20 protein-coding genes are annotated in these 21639 nt (G+C 52.6%); 7 read left to right on the top strand and 13 right to left on the bottom strand.

What is annotated here, in order from left to right; genetic code table 11:
• Window positions 1–237: 237 nt before the first annotated feature.
• Window positions 238–2445, top strand: a complete 2208-nt coding sequence (locus ACFO3I_RS16985) for an Ig-like domain-containing protein (protein ID WP_377336045.1) — start codon at window positions 238–240, stop codon at window positions 2443–2445.
• A 66-nt stretch (window positions 2446–2511) separates the two neighbouring features.
• Here the strand turns inward: ACFO3I_RS16985 and astB are convergent, their stop codons facing one another.
• Window positions 2512–3849: an N-succinylarginine dihydrolase gene (gene astB / locus ACFO3I_RS16980; protein ID WP_377336043.1), complete on the bottom strand. Its 1338-nt coding sequence runs from the start codon at window positions 3847–3849 to the stop codon at window positions 2512–2514.
• A gap of 230 nt (window positions 3850–4079) precedes the next feature.
• Between astB and topA the strand changes: the two genes are divergently transcribed.
• Window positions 4080–6668, top strand: coding sequence for a type I DNA topoisomerase (topA, locus tag ACFO3I_RS16975; RefSeq protein WP_377336041.1), 2589 nt, complete (start codon window positions 4080–4082; stop codon window positions 6666–6668).
• Between the two features lie 68 nt (window positions 6669–6736).
• Here topA and ACFO3I_RS16970 read toward each other — a convergent pair whose 3' ends face one another.
• Both ACFO3I_RS16970 and ACFO3I_RS16965 read right to left on the bottom strand, forming a co-directional pair.
• A complete protein-coding gene (locus tag ACFO3I_RS16970; RefSeq protein ID WP_377336039.1) occupies window positions 6737–7492 on the bottom strand; it encodes a hypothetical protein in 756 nt (251 codons plus the stop codon).
• 91 nt (window positions 7493–7583) lie between these two features.
• Window positions 7584–8276, bottom strand: coding sequence for a sensor histidine kinase (locus ACFO3I_RS16965; RefSeq protein WP_377336037.1), 693 nt, complete (start codon window positions 8274–8276; stop codon window positions 7584–7586).
• 135 nt (window positions 8277–8411) lie between these two features.
• Here ACFO3I_RS16965 and cysB point away from each other — a divergent pair, with 135 nt between their 5' ends.
• The gene (gene cysB / locus ACFO3I_RS16960) at window positions 8412–9389 is read left to right on the top strand and encodes an HTH-type transcriptional regulator CysB (RefSeq protein WP_377336035.1); all 978 of its coding nucleotides are present in this window, start codon (window positions 8412–8414) and stop codon (window positions 9387–9389) included.
• Between the two features lie 62 nt (window positions 9390–9451).
• Here cysB and queC read toward each other — a convergent pair whose 3' ends face one another.
• Window positions 9452–10111: a 7-cyano-7-deazaguanine synthase QueC gene (gene queC, locus ACFO3I_RS16955; protein WP_377336033.1), complete on the bottom strand. Its 660-nt coding sequence runs from the start codon at window positions 10109–10111 to the stop codon at window positions 9452–9454.
• An 89-nt stretch (window positions 10112–10200) separates the two neighbouring features.
• On the opposite strand from queC, the gene queE reads away from it, so the two are divergent.
• On the top strand, window positions 10201–10866 hold the full coding sequence (gene queE, locus ACFO3I_RS16950) for a 7-carboxy-7-deazaguanine synthase QueE (RefSeq protein WP_377336031.1): 666 nt from the start codon (window positions 10201–10203) through the stop codon (window positions 10864–10866).
• Between the two features lie 38 nt (window positions 10867–10904).
• On the opposite strand, the gene ACFO3I_RS16945 is transcribed toward queE, so the two are convergent.
• From ACFO3I_RS16945 to ACFO3I_RS16905, 9 genes are all read right to left on the bottom strand, one after another.
• On the bottom strand, window positions 10905–11321 hold the full coding sequence (locus ACFO3I_RS16945) for a DUF2069 domain-containing protein (protein ID WP_377336029.1): 417 nt from the start codon (window positions 11319–11321) through the stop codon (window positions 10905–10907).
• Window positions 11318–11902, bottom strand: a complete 585-nt coding sequence (gene wrbA / locus ACFO3I_RS16940) for an NAD(P)H:quinone oxidoreductase (RefSeq protein WP_377336027.1) — start codon at window positions 11900–11902, stop codon at window positions 11318–11320. The genes ACFO3I_RS16945 and wrbA overlap by 4 nt, the downstream gene beginning before the upstream one ends.
• Complete coding sequence (gene arsC, locus ACFO3I_RS16935; protein WP_377336025.1) at window positions 11899–12246, bottom strand: arsenate reductase (glutaredoxin); 348 nt, start codon at window positions 12244–12246, stop codon at window positions 11899–11901. Before arsC ends, wrbA begins: the two co-directional genes overlap by 4 nt.
• Before the next feature lie 9 nt (window positions 12247–12255).
• Window positions 12256–13716, bottom strand: a complete 1461-nt coding sequence (gene bepA, locus ACFO3I_RS16930; protein ID WP_377336023.1) for a beta-barrel assembly-enhancing protease — start codon at window positions 13714–13716, stop codon at window positions 12256–12258.
• Window positions 13717–14385 carry a hypothetical protein gene (locus ACFO3I_RS16925; protein ID WP_377336021.1) on the bottom strand — a complete coding sequence of 223 codons (669 nt, stop codon included), beginning with the start codon at window positions 14383–14385 and terminating at the stop codon, window positions 13717–13719.
• Window positions 14386–14501: 116 nt separating this feature from the next.
• Window positions 14502–16505, bottom strand: a complete 2004-nt coding sequence (locus tag ACFO3I_RS16920) for a TonB-dependent receptor family protein (protein WP_377336019.1) — start codon at window positions 16503–16505, stop codon at window positions 14502–14504.
• A complete protein-coding gene (locus tag ACFO3I_RS16915) occupies window positions 16505–17617 on the bottom strand; it encodes a PQQ-dependent sugar dehydrogenase (protein WP_377336017.1) in 1113 nt (370 codons plus the stop codon). Before ACFO3I_RS16915 ends, ACFO3I_RS16920 begins: the two co-directional genes overlap by 1 nt.
• Window positions 17618–17711: 94 nt before the next feature.
• Window positions 17712–18179 (bottom strand): thioredoxin-dependent thiol peroxidase, encoded by a 468-nt coding sequence (bcp, locus tag ACFO3I_RS16910; protein WP_377336015.1) that lies wholly within the window; start codon window positions 18177–18179, stop codon window positions 17712–17714.
• 9 nt (window positions 18180–18188) lie between these two features.
• Window positions 18189–18716 (bottom strand): glycine cleavage system transcriptional repressor, encoded by a 528-nt coding sequence (locus ACFO3I_RS16905; RefSeq protein WP_377336013.1) that lies wholly within the window; start codon window positions 18714–18716, stop codon window positions 18189–18191.
• 128 nt (window positions 18717–18844) lie between these two features.
• Here ACFO3I_RS16905 and dapA point away from each other — a divergent pair, with 128 nt between their 5' ends.
• The 3 genes from dapA to purC all read left to right on the top strand — a co-directional run bounded on the left by dapA (window position 18845) and on the right by purC (window position 21621).
• Entirely contained in the window at window positions 18845–19732 is an 888-nt protein-coding gene (gene dapA, locus ACFO3I_RS16900) for a 4-hydroxy-tetrahydrodipicolinate synthase (protein ID WP_377336011.1), read from the top strand.
• A 113-nt stretch (window positions 19733–19845) separates the two neighbouring features.
• On the top strand, window positions 19846–20808 hold the full coding sequence (bamC, locus tag ACFO3I_RS16895) for an outer membrane protein assembly factor BamC (RefSeq protein WP_377336009.1): 963 nt from the start codon (window positions 19846–19848) through the stop codon (window positions 20806–20808).
• A gap of 96 nt (window positions 20809–20904) precedes the next feature.
• On the top strand, window positions 20905–21621 hold the full coding sequence (gene purC / locus ACFO3I_RS16890) for a phosphoribosylaminoimidazolesuccinocarboxamide synthase (protein WP_377336007.1): 717 nt from the start codon (window positions 20905–20907) through the stop codon (window positions 21619–21621).
• The last annotated feature ends 18 nt before the right edge of the window (window positions 21622–21639 follow it).

Raw genomic sequence — 21639 nt, 5'->3', positions numbered from 1 at the left:
AGTCCAAAAAACGCCGCCTAGACTAGCAGTTTGGCCACTAAAAGAAAAACAGCAAATGCTTAATATACCGAAGTGTCGGCTTCACACGCGCTTCGCAAGGGACCATTGCAGGTTAATGTGCATTTGCTTCCGGCGAAATTCGGTTTATTGAAGTTAGTTGTGGAGAAAGCTAACCTGCGCCGAAATTCAGGGCTAAGCTTGAACCAATACAATAAGTTAGTCATTCAGGGAGAATGGATGATGACGATCTGTCGTTATGGTTTGCTCGGACTCTTGTTGCTGATCCATGGCTGTGGAGGCGGTGGTGGCACCATCGAAAATCCCAACCCGGGACAGCAGGAAGTGATCAGCATCAACCTGAGTCTGAGCTCCGCGTCGGGTCAAAGCAGCTCCGAGCTCAGTGTGGTGCAGCCGCTGACGCTGCAGGCGCAGTTAACTTCGTCCACAGGCCGGTCTATGACAGGGCAGTTGCTGACCTTTAGCTTGTCTGATGCTGAATTGGCTAGATTCAATAACGATGCCGGTACCGCCCAGACCAACGGCAATGGCATCGCCAGCATTGGTTTAGTGGCCGGCAGTAAAAGTGGCGCCGGTGTGGTCACGGCCCGTCTGTCGGACACCGTCAGCGCGCAAATCAGTTTTAACTCAGCTGGTGATGCAGATGACGAACAGCCGTCGTCCCCTGTGGGTTCAGTGCGGCTGGTTGCGCAAAACTTGCAGTTAGGCTCAGGTGCCAGTGAAAAAGTGGATTTGTCAGCCCTGGTACTGGATGCCAACAATGTGTTGCAGTCCGGCGTTTCCGTGCAGTTCAGTGCCAGCTCAGGGGAGTTGGAAATTGTCTCTTCACTGACCGAAGCCGATGGTGTGGCCAAAGCAAAGCTAAGCAGTACCTCAGACAAAAGCCTGCGGACCATTGACGTGACCGCAGCTGTTGGCAACAAAACGTCGACTGTGAAGGTGGATGTGGTGGGCACTGGTATTTTGTTATCAGCCCCGCGTTCTGTGGTGCTGGGTGATGCGGTGACCATGACTGCAGACCTGACCGACTCGGCAGGTACAGGGATCCAGGGGGAGCTGCTCACCGTCAGTTCTTCGCTCGGCAATCCTGTCAGTGCAGCGAGCTTTGTCACGGCTGGCAACAGTGGCCGTATCAGCTTTAGTTACCGGGCCCAAACAGGCGGACAAGACGAACTACGGGTTGTGGGTCTTGGCGCTGTTGCTGTGCAGGCTATCGCTATTCAGACCGACAGCTTCAGTTTTGTGCCAATCACTCCTGCAGTGCTCGAAGTGCCGCTTGGCACGGAGCAGACGTTGACCTTGAGTTGGCTTATCAACGGCATGGCCAACGCCGGCAAAGCGGTGAATTTCAGCACCACCCGCGGCCGGCTTGGCTTAATCAGCGGTGCACTGAATTCGGTGTCGGTCGACAGCCAAACCAATGATACCGGGCAGGCCCAGGTGCTGGTGGGCTCTGATTTTGCCGGTATAGCCAATATTGCGGCCACAGAAATTCGCACTGGGGCAACGGACTTGTTGTCCACCCGGGCTAGTGTTGAATTTGTCGCCACTGTGCCTGCGCAGGTCGAAGTTCAGGCCAATCCGGCTCAGGTTGGGTCAGGTGAACAGTCGGTGATCCGGGCTGTGGTGCGTGATATCAATAACAATCCGGTGAAAAACCGCACTGTGGCCTTTAACCTCAATGGAGCGCCGGGCGGTCAATTGGATCCGGCGACCGCTGTCACGGATTCGCAGGGCCTGGCCAGCACCGTATTTACCGCCGACAGTCTGACCGGTGCGGCGACAACTCATAACCTGAATGTCTCTGCCGTGGTGCTGGATACTGCTCCGGCCGTGAGTTCCGATGTCGCTTTGGCGGTTGGCGGCCGTACCTTGTTCTTCCGTTTCGGCACCGGCAACAGCATTGAAATTCCAAGCCAGTCGGCCTTTAGTCAGCAGTTTTCGGTGTTTGTGACGGACTCGTCCGGTAACCCTGTGGTCGGGCAAACCCTGAGTGTCGCGGTGTTGCCTCTGTCGTACGATAAAGGCTATTGGGTAGAATCGCCCGATGCGTCGAATTTCAAGCTGTGGGTCCCTGTAGCCACCATTGCAGGTTGTGCTTCTGAAGATGTGAATTTTAACGGCATTCTGGATGCCGGAGAGGACTGGAACGGCGATGGGCAATTAACACCTGGCAATGTCGCTTCTGTGCCCAGAACAGTTCAGGCAGACAGCAATGGTGTGGCCACTTTTAATCTGTCGTATCCGGCTGACCATGCGCCCTGGACAGTGGTTGAGTTGAAGGTATCAGGCAGTGCTGCCGGAACAGAAAATATCAGCAGCCGAAGTTTCCAGCTGAACGTGCCTGGTGTCTATGTTTCGGAACAGACTGCCGCGCCGGCCAGCAACCCCTTTGGCCGAAGCTCCAGCTGTGCAGATACCCTGTGAGGCAAAAAACAAGGCCTGGTGAGACCAGGCCTTGTTACCCATAGAGCGGTTTCGCTTGGCAGCTGATTAACGTTGGAACTGGTATACAGAGCCTAATTTCAGGATCTGCGTCAACTCATCCAAGGCCTGACGGCTTTCAATCAGCAGTTGTGGATCGGCCAGATCTGCTTCAGTCAGCTGGTCGCGGTAGTGCTGGTCTACCCACTGATTCAAGCGGCCAAACAACGCATCGTTCATAAGCACGGCTGGGTTGACGGCGGCCAGCTCCTGTTCCCCCAAGGCCACGCGCAACCGTAAACAAGCCGGGCCTCCACCATTTTGCATGCTTTGTTTCACGTCCATATAGTGCACCTGGCGCACCGGCGTACCGCGGCCTGTCAGTTGTTCCAGATAGGCGGACACTGTCGCACTGTCGCGGCATTCGGTGGGGGCGATAATCGCCATGTCACCGTTCGCCAGCGTCACCAGCTGAGTGTTAAACAGGTAGGTTTTCACTGCTTCTTCGACACTGACTTCACTGGTTTTCACTTCAATAAAGTGCAGTGCATGGGTGCCAAACTTGCGCTGAATTTCAGCGAGCTTTTGTTCGGTATGTAAAAACGCCTGCTGGTGATAAAACAACACGTTCTGATTGCCGACGGCAATCACGTCATTGTGGAATACGCCCTGGTCAATCACGTCCGGGTTTTGTTGCATCAGCACCAAGGTCTCGTCCGTCAGACCATGCAGGCGGGCCACTGCTTCACAGGCTTCTTTGGTATGGCGGGCCGGGTACTTTTGCGGGGCCGGTTGCTGCTGGTCAAAGGCGGTGCGGCCATAGACAAAAAGCTCCACCCCTTTGTCGCCATAACCGCGGCATAACCGGGTATGGTTGGCGGCGCCTTCATCACCAAAATGGTCGTTATCCGGCAGGTGGCTGTGATGGGCAAAATGCCGCTCATCACTGAACATGGCTTTTAAAATGCGGCCTGTGGTTTCGGGCTCCAGCGAACGGTGAAACTTATTGGTCAGGTTGGCCGGCGTAAAATGCACTTTGCCATCCAGAGTGTCGGCACTGGGGGAGATAGTAGCTGCGTTAGCTGTCCACATGCTGGAGGCTGAACACACTGCCCGCAACACTTCAGGCGCTTGTTTCGCTGCCTGTTGAATCACCTGAGCATCATTGCCACTAAAGCCCAGACGCCGCAGGGTGTAGACATCGGGCCGCTCTTGCGGAGCCAGCACCCCTTGTACCAGACCTAGCTTTGATAAGGCCTGCATTTTCTGCAGCCCTTGTTTAGCCGCTTGTTTTGGGCTGGATAACGATTTGGCATTATTCAGCGAGGCGACGTTGCCGACAGACAAGCCGGCATAGTTATGCGTCGGGCCGACCAGCCCGTCAAAGTTAGCTTCATAAAAGTTCATTTTTGCTTTATTCCTTCGAAAAGGTGATGTGGCTCTGTTGTTATTTTTTGCGAGGCCACTTTAAGTTTGCTTCATTGGAGGTCGCTGTTTTATTCAGCGAAAGGCCGTGAATTCACGGTCTTTGGGCATAATAATGAACTTATACTCTTGTCACAACTTGAGTTTACGGATATACGTTAAAAAAGAACTGTCTTCTAACACGCTCTCAGGGTCGGGATCTAAATCACAAAATGGCGAAATCTCTAGTCATAGTCGAATCACCTGCAAAAGCCAAAACGATCAACAAATACCTGGGTAACGACTTCGTCGTTAAGTCCAGTGTTGGCCATATTCGCGACCTGCCTACCAGCAGCAGTAAAGATAAAAGCAAAGATTCTGCCTCCAAGCTGAGTAAAGAACAGAAGGAGTATCAGGCGCTGGTCGATCGGATGGGCGTGGACCCAAAAAACTGGCAGGCCCGCTACGAAATTCTGCCCGGCAAAGAGAAAGTGGTCAAAGAACTGAAAATGCTGGCAGAAAAAGCAGACACTGTTTATCTGGCAACGGACTTGGACCGCGAAGGGGAGGCCATTGCCTGGCACCTGCAGGAGATTATTGGCGGTGAACCGGAAAAATTTAAACGGGTGGTGTTTAACGAAATTACCAAAAACGCCATTCAAAATGCGTTTAAAGAGCCTGGTCTGGTCAATACCGACCGGGTGAACGCGCAGCAGGCTCGGCGTTTTCTCGACCGTGTGGTCGGTTTTATGGTGTCACCACTGCTGTGGAAAAAGGTGGCGCGTGGTTTATCCGCTGGCCGGGTTCAGTCGGTCGCGGTGCGTTTGGTGGTTGAGCGTGAGCGTGAAATCAAAGCCTTTGTGCCAGAAGAATACTGGACAGTCGATGCCGACACCCAAACCGCATTAAAGCAAGCGTTGCGGCTGGAAGTGAGCAAAGAGGGCGGCAAAGCCTTCCGGCCACTGAATCAGGCGCAGGCCGATTTAGCCGTAGCCGCGTTAAGCAAAGCCAGCTTCACTGTGCTTGAGCGCGAAGACAAAGCGTCCAGCAGCAAAGCTTCTGCACCTTTTATCACCTCCACCTTGCAGCAGGCGGCCAGCACCCGTCTGGGCTATGGCGTGAAGAAAACCATGATGTTGGCGCAGCGCTTGTACGAAGCCGGTCACATCACCTATATGCGTACCGACTCGACCAACCTGAGTCAGGATGCGGTGCAAGCCTGTCGCGCTTACATTGAACAGAATTTTGGTAAGAAGTACCTGCCAGAGCAGCCGATGTCTTATGGCAGCAAAGCCAATGCGCAGGAAGCTCACGAAGCCATTCGCCCATCTGAGGTCAACGTGCTGGCGTCCAGTCTGGGTGACATGGAAGCCGATGCGCGTAAGCTGTACGAGCTGATTTGGCGTCAGTTTGTTGCTTGCCAGATGCCAGCAGCCTTGTACGACGTGACCACCATTACGGTGCAGGCTGGTGACTTTGAATTAAAAGCCAAAGGCCGGGTGCTTAAATTTGATGGCTGGACCCGGGTACAGCCGGCGCAAAAACGCAAAGATGAAGAAGAACTGGAGCTGCCGGATGTGAAGCCGGGTCAGAGCCTGAGCCTGCAACAACTTTACCCGGTACAGCACTTCACCAAACCACCGGCGCGCTTTAGCGAAGCCAGTCTGGTCAAAGAGCTGGAAAAACGAGGTATTGGCCGTCCTTCGACCTATGCTGCCATTATCTCGACCATTCAGGAGCGGGGTTACGTCAAAGTCGAAAACCGTCGTTTCTATGCTGAGAAGATGGGGGAAATTGTCACAGACCGTTTGGTGGAAAATTTCAGCGATCTGCTGAGCTATGACTTTACTGCCAATATGGAAGTGCGGCTGGACGATATTGCCGAAGGTGAGCTGAAATGGCGTGACGTGCTGGACCAGTTCTATGGCGATTTTTCCGGCAAGCTAAAACAGGCCGAAGCCGATCCTGAACAAGGTGGCATGCGCACCAACCAGTTTGTATTGACCGACATTGCCTGCCCAACTTGTGGCCGCAAGATGGGCATTCGTACCGCCAGTACCGGCGTGTTTTTAGGCTGTTCAGGCTACAACCTGCCACCGAAAGAGCGCTGCACCACCACGATGAACCTTACGCCAGGCGACGAAGTGGTGCAGGTGGCTGATGACGATGAGCTGGAAACCGAAGTACTGCGCCACAAAAAGCGCTGCACCAAGTGCGGTACGGCGATGGATCATTACCTGATTGATGAGCAGCGCAAGCTGTACGTCTGTGGTAATAACCCGGGCTGTGACGGTTATCTGGTGGAAAGCGGCGCCTTTAAACTGAAAGGCTATGACGGCCCGAGCATCGACTGTGAAAAATGTGGCAGTCAGATGCAACTGAAGTCAGGCCGCTTTGGTAAGTACTTTGGTTGTACCAATGACGCCTGTAAAAATACCCGTAAGCTGCTGAAAAATGGCGAAGCGGCACCGCCAAAAGAAGATCCGGTGCATTTGCCTGAACTGAAGTGTGAAAAGTCGGACACTTACTTTGTGTTACGTGATGGCGCGGCAGGTTTGTTCCTGGCAGCTGCCACTTTCCCTAAGTCAAGGGAAACACGCGCACCGCTGGTGGCTGAACTGGTTCGCTTTAAAGAGCGGCTGATGCCGAAGTTCCATTACCTGACTGAAGCGCCGGCTCAGGATAGCGCTGGCAACCCGGCTATACTGCGTTGGTCGCGTAAGACCAAACAGCAGTACGTAATGACGGAAAAAGATGGCAAAGCCACCGGTTGGTCGGCCTGGTATCAGGATGGCCGCTGGGTGGTCAGTAAAGAAAAATAAGCGGTTTTAACAGACTAAAAAAGGCGGGGAAACCCGCCTTTTTTGTATCTGCAGACCAGCTCAGCAAATCACCATTTGCGCTTGGGCGCAAACAGCACATCCAGATCGTTGCTCTCTTGTTCGGCGCGTTTTTGCCGGTCACGCAGGTTGCCTTCCTTCAGCTCAGTGGCAATATCTTCCAGGATCATGCTGACTTCGGACTTGCGGTTGGTCACATAGTCGTCGGCGTGCGCACAGTTGCTCAGGGTCGCCAGGGCTTTTTCATAGCATTGGCGGGCCGAACCTAACATGGCGCTGGCGCGCGCCTGATTACCGCGTTTAATCTGGCTTTCCACATTGATGCGCAGTTGCAGCATCTCCAGGCGCCTGTCTTCCTGCACCACACTTTGGGTATCAATATTGCCGCGGGCATGTTCAGCCCGCAAAATGGTGCGTAGTTTTTTGATACCCTGGATCATGCTGATGATTTGTTTGTCGTTATCGGGCATGGTCAGGCCTTCGCTGCCCATACCATCATTACCATCATTCAGGCGTTTTTCGGTTTCGGCAACGCGCTGTTTCAGATCTTTGGAATTAGGTTCCAGCTCCAACATGGCTCGTAAGGTCAGCAGAATGCGTTTTAATAACATGGTAATGATGCCGCGGGTCAGCGGAACATTCGCTGCGTTCAGCAAAATGTCTTCGGTATCTTCCAGCGCGTTCCGTAATTTCGAAAATTCAGCGCGCTTGAGCGCAGCGAGGCGCTCTTTGTGTTGCTGGATAGCGCTGACAATCACCGCAACCACCACCAGCGTAATGACTAAAACAATAATAATGGCAAACAATATCCCAACTCCAATGTGTCCTGAAGACTTCAGGGCTCAATTGTTATCTGCTCAATGTTAAACCCAAGCCAAACAAAATGCTATGACCCGGTCAGGGCAGTGACAAGCTGAATACAGCACCACCGAATTGACCGCCATTTTTCAGGCGGATAGCACCGGTTTGGCCATGATTTCGGTGTGCTTTAGCGATAAGCCCTGCAAAAAACAGGCCTAAACCTGTGCGGCCTGAGCTCAGATTTAATTCTTTCATCAGTGTATCGGCCTGTTCCAGCATAAAACCAGGGTAGCCCGGGCCGTCGTCATGAATTTCGATTAACAAGCCTTTGGCGTTTTGCTCAGCCGTTAGCAGCAATTTGCTTTTGGTGTAACGCAGCGCGTTAATAAAAATATCATTGAGCAGGCTTCGGACCAGGTCCTGATCGAAATAACCCATCAGGTCCGGGTCTGCATTGACCTCGACCTGAATCTGCAGCTGTTCACTGTAGATCTCATTATTCAGCTGAATTTCTTCAAACAGATCGGCGACCGGGTACTGGTCAATCTGCAGTGGCAGCTGGTCTTTTTCTAAGCGATACAATGACAACAGCTGCAGCAGATTGATATTGAGCCGGTTCGCTTCATAATGAATGCGGGACAGTTCTTCACGCGCCGCCGGCTTCAGTTGGCTTTCTTCCTGCCGCAAGGTGTCCAGCGACTGAATGAGCAGACAAAGAGAGTTTTTCATGTCGTGCGCCGCGCTGGCCAGCACAGTGGCAAAATCTATTTCCGGAACGCTGTCTGCCATACTCAGTCCACCTTGGTGCAAAAGCTGATTTTAGTTACTAATCGTTATAGTCCAACATCAAAACGAAATAAGTTGGAATATCTAAACGATAGCGTATAGTGTGGATATCATATGCCAAGAATGGATAGCTGACACATGAAATTACAACAACTTCGTTATATCGTTGAGGTACTTAACCACAATCTCAATGTGTCTGCGACGGCTGAAAGTCTGTATACCTCGCAGCCGGGGATCAGTAAACAAGTCCGGATGCTGGAAGACGAATTGGGTATTCAGGTGTTTGGCCGTTCGGGTAAACATTTAACGCATGTCACTCCGGCTGGCCGTGACGTGATTGATATTGCGCAGCAAATTCTGGCGAAAGTCGAAAGTATCAAAGCTGTTGCCAAAGAACATACCTTGCCGGATCAGGGCAAGTTGAATATTGCCACCACCCACACGCAGGCTCGGTATGCACTGCCACCGGTGATCAGTGGTTTTATGAAGAAATTCCCAAAAGTGTCGTTGCATATGCATCAGGGCACACCGTCGCAAATTGCCGAAGCCGCTTCCCGCGGGGATGCAGATTTTGCCATCGCGACCGAAGCGATGCATTTATTTAACGACCTGATTATGCTGCCTTGTTATCACTGGAACCGTTCGGTGATTGTGCGCCATGACCATCCACTGGCCACCATCAACCGCAAGCTGACGGTCGAAGATGTGGCCGAACACCCTATTGTGACTTATGTGTTTGGGTTTACCGGCCGCTCTGAGCTGGACCGTGCTTTTGGCGAAAAAGGTCTGGAGCCAAAAATTGTGTTTACCGCAACCGATGCCGACGTGATTAAAACCTATGTCCGGTTAGGCTTGGGCGTGGGGGTGATTGCGTCGATGGCGATGGACAAAGATCTGGACAAAGACCTAGTCGCACTGGATGCCAGCCATTTATTTGCGGCGTCCACTACCAAAATCGGTTTCCGCAAAGGCTCGTTCTTGCGTACCTATATGTATGACTTTATTGAACGTTTTGCGCCGCATTTAACCCGCGAAGTGGTAGAACGGGCCAATATGATGCGTAGTCAGGAAGAAATTGACCGGATGTTTTCCCGCTTCGAATTACCTGTGAAGTAAAGCGCGGGGGATAGTGTGCAGATCCAGAAAAGGCCGCTGCCTTTTCTGGGCTTGAGTGCCAGTCAGGCTTCGTAGGGCAGAGGGTCTGTGGCCTTATTCAGTTCAAAGGCTTCCAGTCGCTCCTGGCAAGAACCACATTTACCGCAGGCTTTGGCCCGGCCATTGTAACAAGTCCAGGTTTTGCTGTAGTCCAGGCCCATTGCCAGGCCGTCGCGCAGGATTTCGATTTTATTGCCGTTCAGGTACGGGCTGACAATGTCCACCGGCTCGTAGTTGGCGATCTGGCAAACCTCATGCATTTTCAACACGAATTCCGGACGGCAATCCGGGTAAATAAAGTGGTCGCCTGAATGGGCGCCGTAATAAACTGCCCGCGCATTGAGCGACACCGCATAACCAACTGCCAGCGACAACAAAATCATATTGCGGTTGGGCACCACGGTTGATTTCATGTTGTCAGCGGCATAATGGCCTTCAGGCACATCGATATTGTCGGTCAGACTGGAACCCGCCAGCAGCTGATTGATGGCGGAAATATCCACCACTTTGTGCGACACCCCCAGCTCCTGACACACCTGGCGTGCGCAATCCAATTCCTTGACGTGGCGCTGACCATAGTTAAATGACAAGGCATGGACTTCATGACCGTCAGCTATGGCTTTATGCAATACGGTAAACGAATCCATACCGCCGGAATAGATCACAACAACTTTTTGCGGCATCAGAACAGGGCTCCAGCTATAATAAGCAACTTTTTTCGGGCGCGCATTGTACTTGAATCTGCCGCCAAGCTAAAGGAAAACCCCCGCAGGTGTATAAAGTCAACGAAATTTTCCAGACGATCCAGGGCGAAGGCAGCTTTACCGGCACCCCCTCCATTTTTGTCCGCTTGCAGGGTTGCCCGGTCGGATGTGCCTGGTGTGATACCAAACATACCTGGGCTATCCCTGCTGATCTGGAGGTCGGCCCGGCACAGGTGCTGGCAAAAACCGAAGAGACTGAGCAGTGGTGTAGCCAGACGCCGCAGCAGCTGCTGACATTGTTTGCTGAGCAGGGCTACCAGGCCAAACATGTGGTGATCACCGGTGGCGAACCCTGCATTTACGATTTAAACCCTTTGTGTGAACTGCTGCATCAACATGGCTATCAGACGCAAATCGAAACCAGTGGTACCTTTGAGGTGCTGGTGCCGTCGGCAAGCTGGGTCACCGTATCGCCCAAGGTCAATATGAAAGGCGGTTATCAGGTACTGCAAAGTGCTTTAGAGCGCGCCAACGAAATTAAACACCCTGTGGCGATGGAAAAGCATATTGAAGAACTGGATGCGTTGCTGGCCGGTTTAGACCTGTCGGGCAAGCTGGTGTACCTGCAGCCTATCAGTCAGGGCCGTCGGGCTACAGAGCTGGCGATTGCAACCTGCACAGAGCGCAACTGGCGCCTGAGTGTGCAGGTGCACAAGTATTTGGGTATCAGCTAACAGGGACCAAAACAGCCGCTTTCGCGGCTTTTTCTGGTTTAGCGGGTAGGGCCTATTGGATCGTCTTTCAGCTTGGGGATTTTCAGCCCCAGCTCTTTACCGCGGTGTTTTGCATAGTAGGTGCAGCCGACAAACATCAGACTGCTCAGTAGTAGCTCCAGCACAGCCAACCAGAACACCAGGCCTGAGCTTATCCATAAATGGGTCAGGCTGTGAATGAAGTACCACATCACAATAAAGTTAGCCCAGGCAAAGGTATAGGCTTTGCCTTGCACTATGCCCCAGAGTGGCAAAAACAGCGGGCCCCACAGTAATGCCAATAAGGTGGTGCTGCTGCCCATTTGTGGTGGCACTAAATAAAGTACCCACAATGGCATCAAGACAAAAAGACCAAAAAAGCCACTACGGCCTAACCAAAGGTAACGGCGGGTGAGGGCGGACATCGCAACTGTCATGGCAACACATTTCCGGCTTGTTTTAAAATCTGCGCCATTGTAGCCAGACGTTTTCCTAATGCAACTGCCAATTCGGCTGCCTCTTTTGCCAAAGGCCGGTCGCCGCTCAGGCCCGACACCTGGCTGGCGCCATAAGGGCTGCCACCACCCTGAGTTTGATGCAAAGCCGGTTCGGAATACGGCAAGCCAACAGGCAACATGCCGTGATGCAAAAGCGGCAGCAACATACCAAGCAAGGTGGCTTCATTGCCGCCATGTAAACTGCCGGACGAGCTGAATACAGCAGCAGGTTTATTGATCAGGCTGCCTTTGATCCATTCAGTACCCGTACTGTCCCAGAATTGTTTTAACGGCGCTGCCATCAGACCAAAGCGGACTGGGCTGCCAAAGGCAAAGCCATCGGCCAGCTGCAGTTCATCAGGCTGGAATAAAGGATGGCGGGTCGATTGACTACCATCTGCTGCGGGCAACGCGCGAATGGTGGCTTCAGCGCCGGCCTTTACAATGCCAAGCGCGATCTGGTCGGCAAGCTCAGCCACAGCGCCATGGCGCGAATAATACAGCACCAAAATGCGCGTCATGGCAGCAACGCGAGCAGATTTTCAACCGGACGGCCAATGACGGCTTTGTCATCACGCTGCAGTATCGGTCGTTCAATCAGTTTTGGTGTGCTGACCATAGCGGCAATCAGTTGCTGCTCGGTGAGTGCCGGGTTATCCAGCCCTAAGTCTTTGTATTCAGCTTCTTTGCTGCGCAGCAGCTGACGGGCAGGAAGACCAAGTGCTGCCAGCAGAGCACTGAGTTCCTCTGCGCTCAGCGGCTGATCCAGGTAATAACGGATCTGAAAAGGCAGTTGTTTTTGTTCCAGTAAAGCCAGAGCTTCCCGGCTTTTGGAGCAGCGATTGTTGTGGTACAGCGTATACATAACAAGTCCTTACAGGCGTTTTAACCGGTTCAGCTCGGTTTGCCATTGTTTCTTTTTCGCTTCGAGCCGGCGGTTTTCCAGTTGGTTTTCCGGCGCCAGATGATTTAATGCTTCATTCAGATCATCAATGGCTTTCGGGTAAATCGCCAGTTGATAGTACATATCGGCTCTGGCTTCGTAATAACGCGGGTAGTCTTCCATCGCTTTGTAGGTGTCGGCAATCATTTCATAAGCCGGAAAAATGTCGCTGCGGTAGTACAGCAAATTACGCAGTAAATGCAGTGCCAGCCGGTAGGACTTACCCTGAATGGCTGCATTGGCGTAGTTCAGCGTAATCACCTGATTATTCGGCTTTAACTGGTACTGCTGCTCCAGCATCGTCATGGCGTCGTCGTATTGGCCTTTGGCGATCAGGATGTCGCTGTATAAATCGATGTAGTACAGGTTATCCGGTTCTTGCTGGCGTAGTTTCAGTACTATTTGCTCAGCTTCTTTCACCTTTTTGCCATCAAAGTAAGCCAATGCCAGACCATATTGGTTGGCTTTGGTATTACCGCCCGGGCTGGACAGTCGTTTTAGAAAAATGGCTTCGGCATCTTTGATGCCATAGTGGTAACGTGCCAGCACACGGGCTTTGGTCAGCGCATAATCCGGGCTGTCGGCGACAAAACGTTTCTGGAATTGTTCGGCGCGCAGACGGGAGTCGGCGACCCGGGCTTGCGACAAGGGGTGTGTATACAAAAATGCCAGCTGCGCATTGGCAAAGCGGGAACGTTCTGCCAGCTTGTTAAAAAATTCCGGTACTGCATAAGGGTCATAGCCGCTGTCTGCCATTAACTGAATGCCAATGCGATCCGCTTCCTGTTCATTGGCGCGGGTGAAGTTAATTGCACTTTGTTGGGCTGCGCCCTGTGTAGCCATAATCCCAGCCATACCGGCTTCCGGGTTGACGGTGGCCAAAATAATCGATCCCAATAGCGCAGCCAGCGTCAGCGGCGCATTTTGTGAGCGGGCTTCCACCGAACGGGCGATATGGCGCTGCGTGACGTGGGAAATTTCGTGCGCTATCACCGAGGCAAATTCACTTTCGGTGTCCGACACTGCCAGAGTGCCGGTGTGAGAGACTATGTTGCCACCCAGGGTGGCAAAGGCGTTGATGTTTTTGTCGTTGACCCAATAAAAGCGGAACGGGAACTTGACGTCCTGCGCTTTGGCCACCATCTGGTTGCCGAGCGAATTCAGGTATTCATCCAGTAAGGGATCATACACCATTGGCAACTGGCTTTTGGTCTGACGCATCATCACGTCGCCCAGCTGCTTTTCGGTGTCTGGCGTCAGGGTAGAAAACGCGCTGCCGCCAATGTCCGGTAACGTAGTATTGGCCTGAGCTGTCACTGAACTGAGTACACTCAACGCCAGACCGGCCCAGAATGCCGGTTTTTTCAACGAAGATACTGCCACTTGAATCATTTATTTCCTGAACTCTGTCATTCCTGCTTTGATAGCCGCCAGTTTCAGCTCATCCGGATCCGCGCTGCCTAATTTGCGCTGCTGGATTTCGTAATACTGCTGAATAGAGGTGCCATCCACTTTCACCACATCGACCACAGTTTTTAAATGCTGGATCAGATCCATCACCGTTTTATGGGCGTGAATGATTAATGCCCGGTCCGCATCATCGCCATACTCAAAGTAATAATCGACAAACTTATGCATCTGATTGATCCGCAGAATTATTTTCATGGTGTGCGGGTCCCAGACATAAAAGTCCAGTAGCTTGTTACCTTTCACATACTGATCGATTTGTGTCTCTTTGGCATAACAACAGGCCTGAAGTTCAAATCCTCGGTCAGTAAATACCTGATGCAGTGCAATTCTGGGTTTATTCTCGCAATGAATAATATTGCTGTTGTCGATAAAGCCGCCCAAGGCCTGTAAATTCCAGTTGCGCTTGTCGCTGATGCGTCGAATGGCATTATCAAAGCCATGGGTCAGCACCCCTTCAGACTCGCCTAGCGATTGCGCCACCATATGATAAAAAGGCGGCAGTTCACCCCAGTTAATTTGCTTTTTGTACCAGTTAATCTCTTTTAACGTTGGATTGTCTGGTAAATGGGCTCTGGAATGTGATGTCGACATAGCGATAGCTCTTCGGTACTGGTTTTATCGAATTATAACGGACAAAGCCCGGCCGAAAAGCACTGTTCTGCGCCGCCCACAATGTTTTTTTCATTTTTTTGCGGTTTCGCGACCACTCAGAACGACAGACGCAGCGACGCACTGAACTGGCGTGGCAATGCCGGTTCAAAAGCACGGCCATTGGTCTGATTGACCACCACAGCGCCGACATAGTCGGTGTCCGTCAGGTTCTCTGCGGCCAGTTCATAACTCAGCCGGTAACTGGCCAGCGGCAGTTCGGCTTGCCAGCGCAGATCCACGCGGGCATAACCCGGAGCGAAGCTTTGATTCTGATCGGTACTGGCTATTTTGCTACGCAGCGTGGTGCTGAGGAGCAGTTTCGCATCCGGAGTCTGATCCGGCAGGTAACTCAGAGCCCAATAAAGTTGTTGCCTGGCCACGCCTGGCAGCTGCTTGCCTTGCAGCCCGCCATCGGCAAAACGTGCATTCAGTAAGGTCAGGCTCAGCTGTTGTTGCCAGTGTGGCGATGCCTGCCAGAGCCACAACCATTCCAGACCTTCGCGTTCTGTCTTGCCACCATTTTTGTAGGTGGTGCGACCGCCGCTGGACTGATCGGCCAGCAGTTCATCGTTGGTGTCGGTACGAAACAGCACCAGACTGCTGCGCCACTGCGCAAATTGCCATTTATGGCCCAGTTCCACTGAATCCGACTGGCTTGGCTTTAACGCAAGGTTCAGGCCGGAGCCCTCGTTCTGATAGGCCATTTCTGTCAGAGTTGGGGTTTCAAAGCCCTGTCCGGCGCTGACAAACCAACTGCTGTTGGCAGTGTAGTGATGGCTCAGACTGATGGCTGCACTTTGTTCGTTAAAGGTTGTACGGCCGCTGTCATCCGGATTGCTGTCGTTGATATAAAAATCTTCGACCCGGACCCGGCTTTCGCTGTGCCGCACACCGCCACTGAGCAACCAGTCTGGCTGCAACTGGTAACTAAAGCGGCTGAACCAGTCGGTACTGCTGAATTTGCCTTTTTCGTCGCGTCGTAAATCTGCCGCCTGGCCTTGCTGGTTGACGTAGCCCTTACGTTCGTCAGTGCTTTGCTCATAGGAGGCGCCCAGGCTCAGGCTCAACGTGCCGAATTGCCATTGCTGCAATGCAGTTGCTCCGGCAAAAGGCCGGTTGAGATCCACCACGCCACCAGCCGATGTGGGGCTTAGCCCATCAAAGCCAAGGTTCTGGCTGACCTGACGTTGGCCTGTCCAAAGCCCCAGTTGCCAGAACTGTTCTGCCTGTTGCTGGCTTAGCGTCAGGCTGAGTTGGCGCTGGCGGCTGCTTTTTTTAGTGTCAAAGCGTTCTGCATTGGCGGCAGTTTGATTGGGGTCTGCCCGCCATTCGGCTTCAGTCAGCCCCAAGGGGTCTTGCAATAAAGGATCGCGCGACCAGTCATAGCGCAGCATCAGATCGGCAAATTCCAGCGGGCTGAACCAGATCCACTGGCCCTGTTGTTTTTCGGCCTCACTGTGCGGGCGCTGGCTCTGCAGCTCTGCCCGTTTCAGGCTAAGCCGGCTGCTGCTGTCGCCATAACGTTGTTGTACCGACAGCGATTGTTGACCGGCAAAGCGGCTTTGCGACAATAGCACAGACGCTTCGTCCTGCTCTGGTTTGCGGCTGTGTAAAGACACCACACCACCTGCGGCATTGCCGTAGAGGGCCGCCATCGGCCCGGTAAGTACTTCAAGGTGGTCCAGCTGGTCGAGCAGCACTGAGCTTAACTGGCCCTGGCCATCCGGAGCGGACAGCGGAATACCGTCCTGCAACAGGCGTAAACCGCGAATGCCAAAGGCGCTGCGGCTGCCAAAGCCGCGGCTCGACAGGCGGGAGTCTTGTGCATAGTTGGCTCTGCTGTCCGCCTGAAAACCGGCGACGCCATTAAACAGGCTGGCGGCGTCGTACCAGGCTGACGTTGAGTTCAGTTGCACGTGCTGCGCATTGGACGGGTCAGTCAGCCATTGCTGTGACTGGCTTTGGGCTGTGACATGGATACGCTCAACGGCCTGTTCCTGTGCGCACAGAGCAGGGGCCAGCAGGGCCGGCAGACAACCGGCCAGCACAAGGTTGTTCATCAGTTAGCCGGGCTAAGTTTCAGAATTTTGCCGTTGTCTTCGTCGGTCAGCAGGTAGACCGCACCATCCGGAGCCACTTGTACGTCACGGATACGGGCCCCAATGCGGATACGCTCTTCGTGGCTGACTTTTTCTCCGGTCAGTTCAAGGCGGACCAACTGGCCAAACTTCAGTGAACCCACCAGCAGGTTGTTTTGCCAGCCGGCAATAGCTGGTTGGGTGTAGAACGTCATGCCACTTGGCGCGATAGAAGGTACCCAATAATGCAGAGGCTGCTCCAGACCGGCTTTACTCTTCTGACCAATGACGCCACCGCCGTATTCTTCGCCGTAGGTGATCAGCGGCCAGCCGTAGTTTTTACCTGGCTGGGCAACGTTAATTTCATCGCCGCCCTGTGGGCCGTGTTCATGGGTCCAGGTGGCTCCGGTTTCTGGGTGAATTGCCACGCCTTGCAGATTGCGGTGGCCATAGGACCAAATCTCAGGCTTGGCACTGGCATCGCCAGTATAGGGATTGTCTTTTGGCACAGAACCGTCGCTGTTGACCCGAATCACTTTACCAAAGTGGCCATCCAGCTTTTGCGCATCGTCGCGGCGTGAGCCACGATCACCTGTGGTAATAAAGAGTTCGCCTTTCGGGCTGAACACCAGGCGGCCGCCATAATGGTACTGGCTGTTAATGGCTTCAGCCTGGCGGAAGATCACTTTCACGTCTGACAGTGCGTTGCCGTTCAGTTTGGCTTTTGCCACCGCAGTACGACTGGTGTCGTTGTCAGCGGGTTCTGAAAAACTCAAATAAATCTGCTGGTTTTTGGCAAAGTCCGGGTCGAGGATCACACCCAATAATCCACCCTGGCCAACCGCTTTTACCGCAGGTACACCAGTCACAGGTTCTGACTTTTCACCTGTGCTGCTGACAATACGCAAGGTCCCGGCACGTTCAGTGACCAACATACGGCCGTCTGGCAAAAAGGCCAGTGACCATGGGTGATTGTACCCCTGACTGAACTCGGTCAGATCCAGCTTGGCTTTTTCGGTGACCAGAGGTGCTGCCTGGGTGGTGCCGCTGAGCAGCATCAGGCCGACAGCAAGAGTAGTGAAGGTGGATTTCATCTGGAATTTCCTTTTAGTGAAGTGTCTACCAGCATAATAATTACTCAGAGTCCGGTTGACGCTGATGCGATTAACAGACGTCCGGCCGGGACGTTTAACTTTGGCGCAGATGATCCAGCACCACCTGATGGTGATTACTGGTTTTAAACTGGTCAAACACCTTGCTGATTTTGCCATCCTGTTCAATCAGGAAGCTGATACGGTGTAAACCATCGTACTCTTTGCCCATAAACTTCTTCGGTCCCCAGACTGCATAAGCGTCGGCCACCTGATGATCTTCATCGCCCAGCAGCAGGAAATTCAGTTGCTCTTTTTCGATAAATTTCGCCAGTCGTTTGGGGGCATCAATACTGACGCCAACCACCTGCACGCCAAGTGCTGCCAGGTCCGCATTGCTGTCCCGCAGGCCACAGGCCTGAACTGTGCAGCCCGGTGTCATGGCTTTTGGGTAGAAATACAGTAAGACGCGGCCTTGCTTTAGCAGGCTGCTCAGGCTGCGCAGTTCGCCCTGGGCATCAGGTAACGAAAAGTCAGGGGCTTGTTGGTGTTCAGCTAACGGCATAAAAACTCCTTAAATCTGGGCCTCAAAGCGTCCGGTTAATTGCAACTGGTTCAACAGGGCCATCACTTGCTGGCGAATGAGGTCGGGTTCAGCGCCTTCGGGCAGCTCGACCGTCATTTCACAAAGATGTTGCGCCAGACCCGATTGCGGGTCTGTCGCCGTCTGGGTGCGCAGTGCACCTATATACACCTGATGATGCGCCAGCAGGCTGGAGATGGCACCAAGGGTACCTACTTTATCTGGTCCTTTGTATTCAAGTACATAGTGGGCTGACACTGGCTGCATCCGGTGGCCTGAGGTGCGTTTGGTCATTGTCAGCAAATCCAGCTCCAGACCGAGCCCAGGCAGCAGGTGTTCAATCCGGCTGATCGCACTTAAGTCACCCGCCAACAGCATAATAAAGGTGAACTCGTTGCCCAGAATGGCCATACGACTGTCGACAATGTTGCAATTACAGTCTGTGACCAGCCGGGCCAGTTTACTGACAATTCCTGTACGGTCCGCCCCGATAGCGGTAACGACCAGATGTTGTGGCATAAGGTATTCATTCCGGGTCAAAAAATGGCGCAAGTGTAGCATAGTGCGCCTATTTTTCACTGCTTTCGGCTTGTGCTTGTGTGACGTCGTCATTACCATAGGCAGCCTGAAAATTTTGGAGCCTTTTTATGTTAAGCGGAAGTATTGTTGCCTTGATCACTCCTATGCACTCTGACGGTTCGGTCGATTTTGCCAGCCTCAAACGTTTAGTGGAGTTTCATCTGGCCAATAAGACTTCTGGCCTGGTCATTATGGGCACTACGGCAGAGTCAGCCACACTGACCTTTGATGAGCAGTGGCAGGTACTGAATGCGGTACTTGAGCAAGTCGCAGGTCGTATTCCGGTGATAGCCGGCAATGGCTCCAACTCAACGGCGGAAGCTATTGCCAAAACGCAAAAATTCTCCGAATTGCCAGTTGCCGGTTTTTTGACCGTCACCCCGTATTACAACAAGCCAACACAAAAAGGCATGCTGGCGCACTTTCAGGCGGTGGCTGCTGCGACCGACAAACCCGTTTGGCTTTACAACGTACCAGGTCGCACCGGCGTTGATTTGCAGGCGGAAACTGTGGCTGAACTAGCCAAAGTGCCAAACATTGTCGGTATTAAAGAAGCGACAGGCTCGTTTGAACGACTGGAACAGTTAAAAGCCTTGTGCCCGGCCGATTTTGTGTTGTTATCCGGCGATGATGCCACCTGCTGCGATTTTATTTTACAAGGTGGCAAAGGGGTGATTTCGGTCACATCCAACATTGCTCCGGCGCTGATGGCACAAATGTGTGCTCAGGCGCTGGCCAAAGAACAGGTCGCTGCGCATCAGACTGACCAGGCGCTGCAGGCACTTCACCGCGATTTATTTGTTGAGTCCAACCCAATTCCGGCCAAATGGGCTTTATTGCAAATGGGCCTGATTGCCGATGATATGGCAAGATTGCCACTGACACGATTGGAACCAATTTATCACAGCGTAATCGAACAAGCGCTGAAACAAGCACAGATCACAATCCAGGAGTAAGAAGAGTGCAGTATGGGATACCGGCAAGTGTACTTGCCTCATTGCTGTTGACAGGCTGTTCGCTGTTACCGGACTGGTCAGCACAAAACAGCTCAGCGTCACAGGCACAATCAGTGACAGAATTAAAAGTGCCTGCAGGACTGAGCGTAGCGAAAAAACCGTCTCAATATGACATTCCTGCAGTGCCGAATGCACCAGTGTCGGACGCCGAACTGAAATCGCCGATGCAGGTGTTGGCACTGGCTACCAACAGCCGGGTGGAAGAAGAAGAGAAAGAAGCACGGATTTGGTTTGAGCGTTCAGAATTTACCGGCGAATTGTTACCGTACCTGCAAAAAAGCATTCAAACCTTTGCCACTGAAAAAAATATCGATATCAAACAAAAAGACGACCAGGGGTTGGTGTTTGAATCTGGCTGGGTCACCCGCAGCGAAGAAGAAGGCTGGTGGTGGTGGAAGCAGATGGTAGAAAAAGAGCAAAGCCGTTTTTTGCTCGTGTTGGAGCCGAAAAGTCATGGCCGCAGTATTGGTGTGCGCAGTCAACTGCTGGAACACCGTTACCTGGATGATGAATCGCGCCAACTGACGCCTATTGCGCAAAAACGCGAGGAAGTGTATTTCCTGAACCGCTACATTGATCAGGTCGCCACCATTGAGCTGGCGCAAATCAAGCTGAAGAAATCTCAGTTAGCCAAAGTGAACCTGACCACTGGGTTTGACGCCGATGGCAATGCGGTGATGCTGACATCACAAAACATCGACCAGACCTGGTCACAGCTGGAAATGCTGTTTGAACAAAATGGTTTTGCCGTGACCGATTTAAACCGCACCAGCTACACCTACTACCTGAGCTACAAACAGCCTGAAACCGGGTTCTGGGATAGCCTGTGGGGTGCTGAAGAGGCGATGCAACTGCCACTGGCCGAAGCGGATTATCAACTGGTACTGAAAAAACATGAACTGGGCACGGCATTAAGCTGGCGCGACAGCGAAGGCAAAGTGCTGAGTGCTGAGCTGGTGAACAGCTTGCATCAGGCCTTATTGCCGATGATTAAGAAAGCCGGGCTGGAGCTGTAAAAAGCGGTTAGTCCTGCAGAAAAAGTGATATGCGAACAGGCGAAAGGTTATTATACTTGCGCCTGTTTTTTTTAGCCCCTGCCGCCGGAGTTTAAAATGGTCGAGAAGACAACTGAGTTGTACCGTGGTAAAGCCAAAACTGTGTATGCCACCAGCAATCCTGATTTACTGGTTCTGCATTTTCGCAACGATACGTCTGCCTTCGACGGTCAGCGTATTGAACAGTTAGACCGCAAAGGCATGGTCAATAACAAGTTCAACTTCTTTATCATGCAAAAACTGGAAGAAGCCGGCATCCCGACGCAGGCGGTTGAACTGCTGTCTGATACGGAAGTGCTGGTGAAACGCCTGACCATGATCCCAGTGGAGTGTGTGGTTCGTAACGTCGCCAGTGGTTCACTGGTTCGTCGCTTAGGTGTGCAGGACGGCCTGGAGCTGAACCCGCCAACTTTCGAAATGTTTCTGAAAAACGATGCGTTGCACGACCCAATGGTGAATGAATACCATGTTCGCTCTTTTGGCTGGGCAACAGAAGAACAACTGGCCCGCATGAAAGAGCTGACCTTCCAGGTGAACGCTGTGCTGAATAAATTGTTTGACGACGCCGGCATGATCCTGGTGGACTTCAAACTGGAATTTGGTGTGTTCAACGGCGAAATCGTGTTGGGTGACGAATTTTCTCCGGATGGTTGCCGTTTGTGGGACAAAGCCACCCGCAACAAACTGGATAAAGACCGTTTCCGCCAGGGCCTGGGCGGTGTGGTCGAAGCCTACGAAGAAGTGGCAAATCGCCTCGGTGTAAAACTGGATTAAACTGGTTGAAGGCGACAA

The organism is Rheinheimera marina, from assembly GCF_042654345.1.
GTDB classification, from domain to species: Bacteria; Pseudomonadota; Gammaproteobacteria; order Enterobacterales; family Alteromonadaceae; genus Pararheinheimera; species Pararheinheimera marina.
Note: the sequence above shows the minus strand (reverse complement) of the source record. Positions and strands in the feature narration are given on the sequence as shown.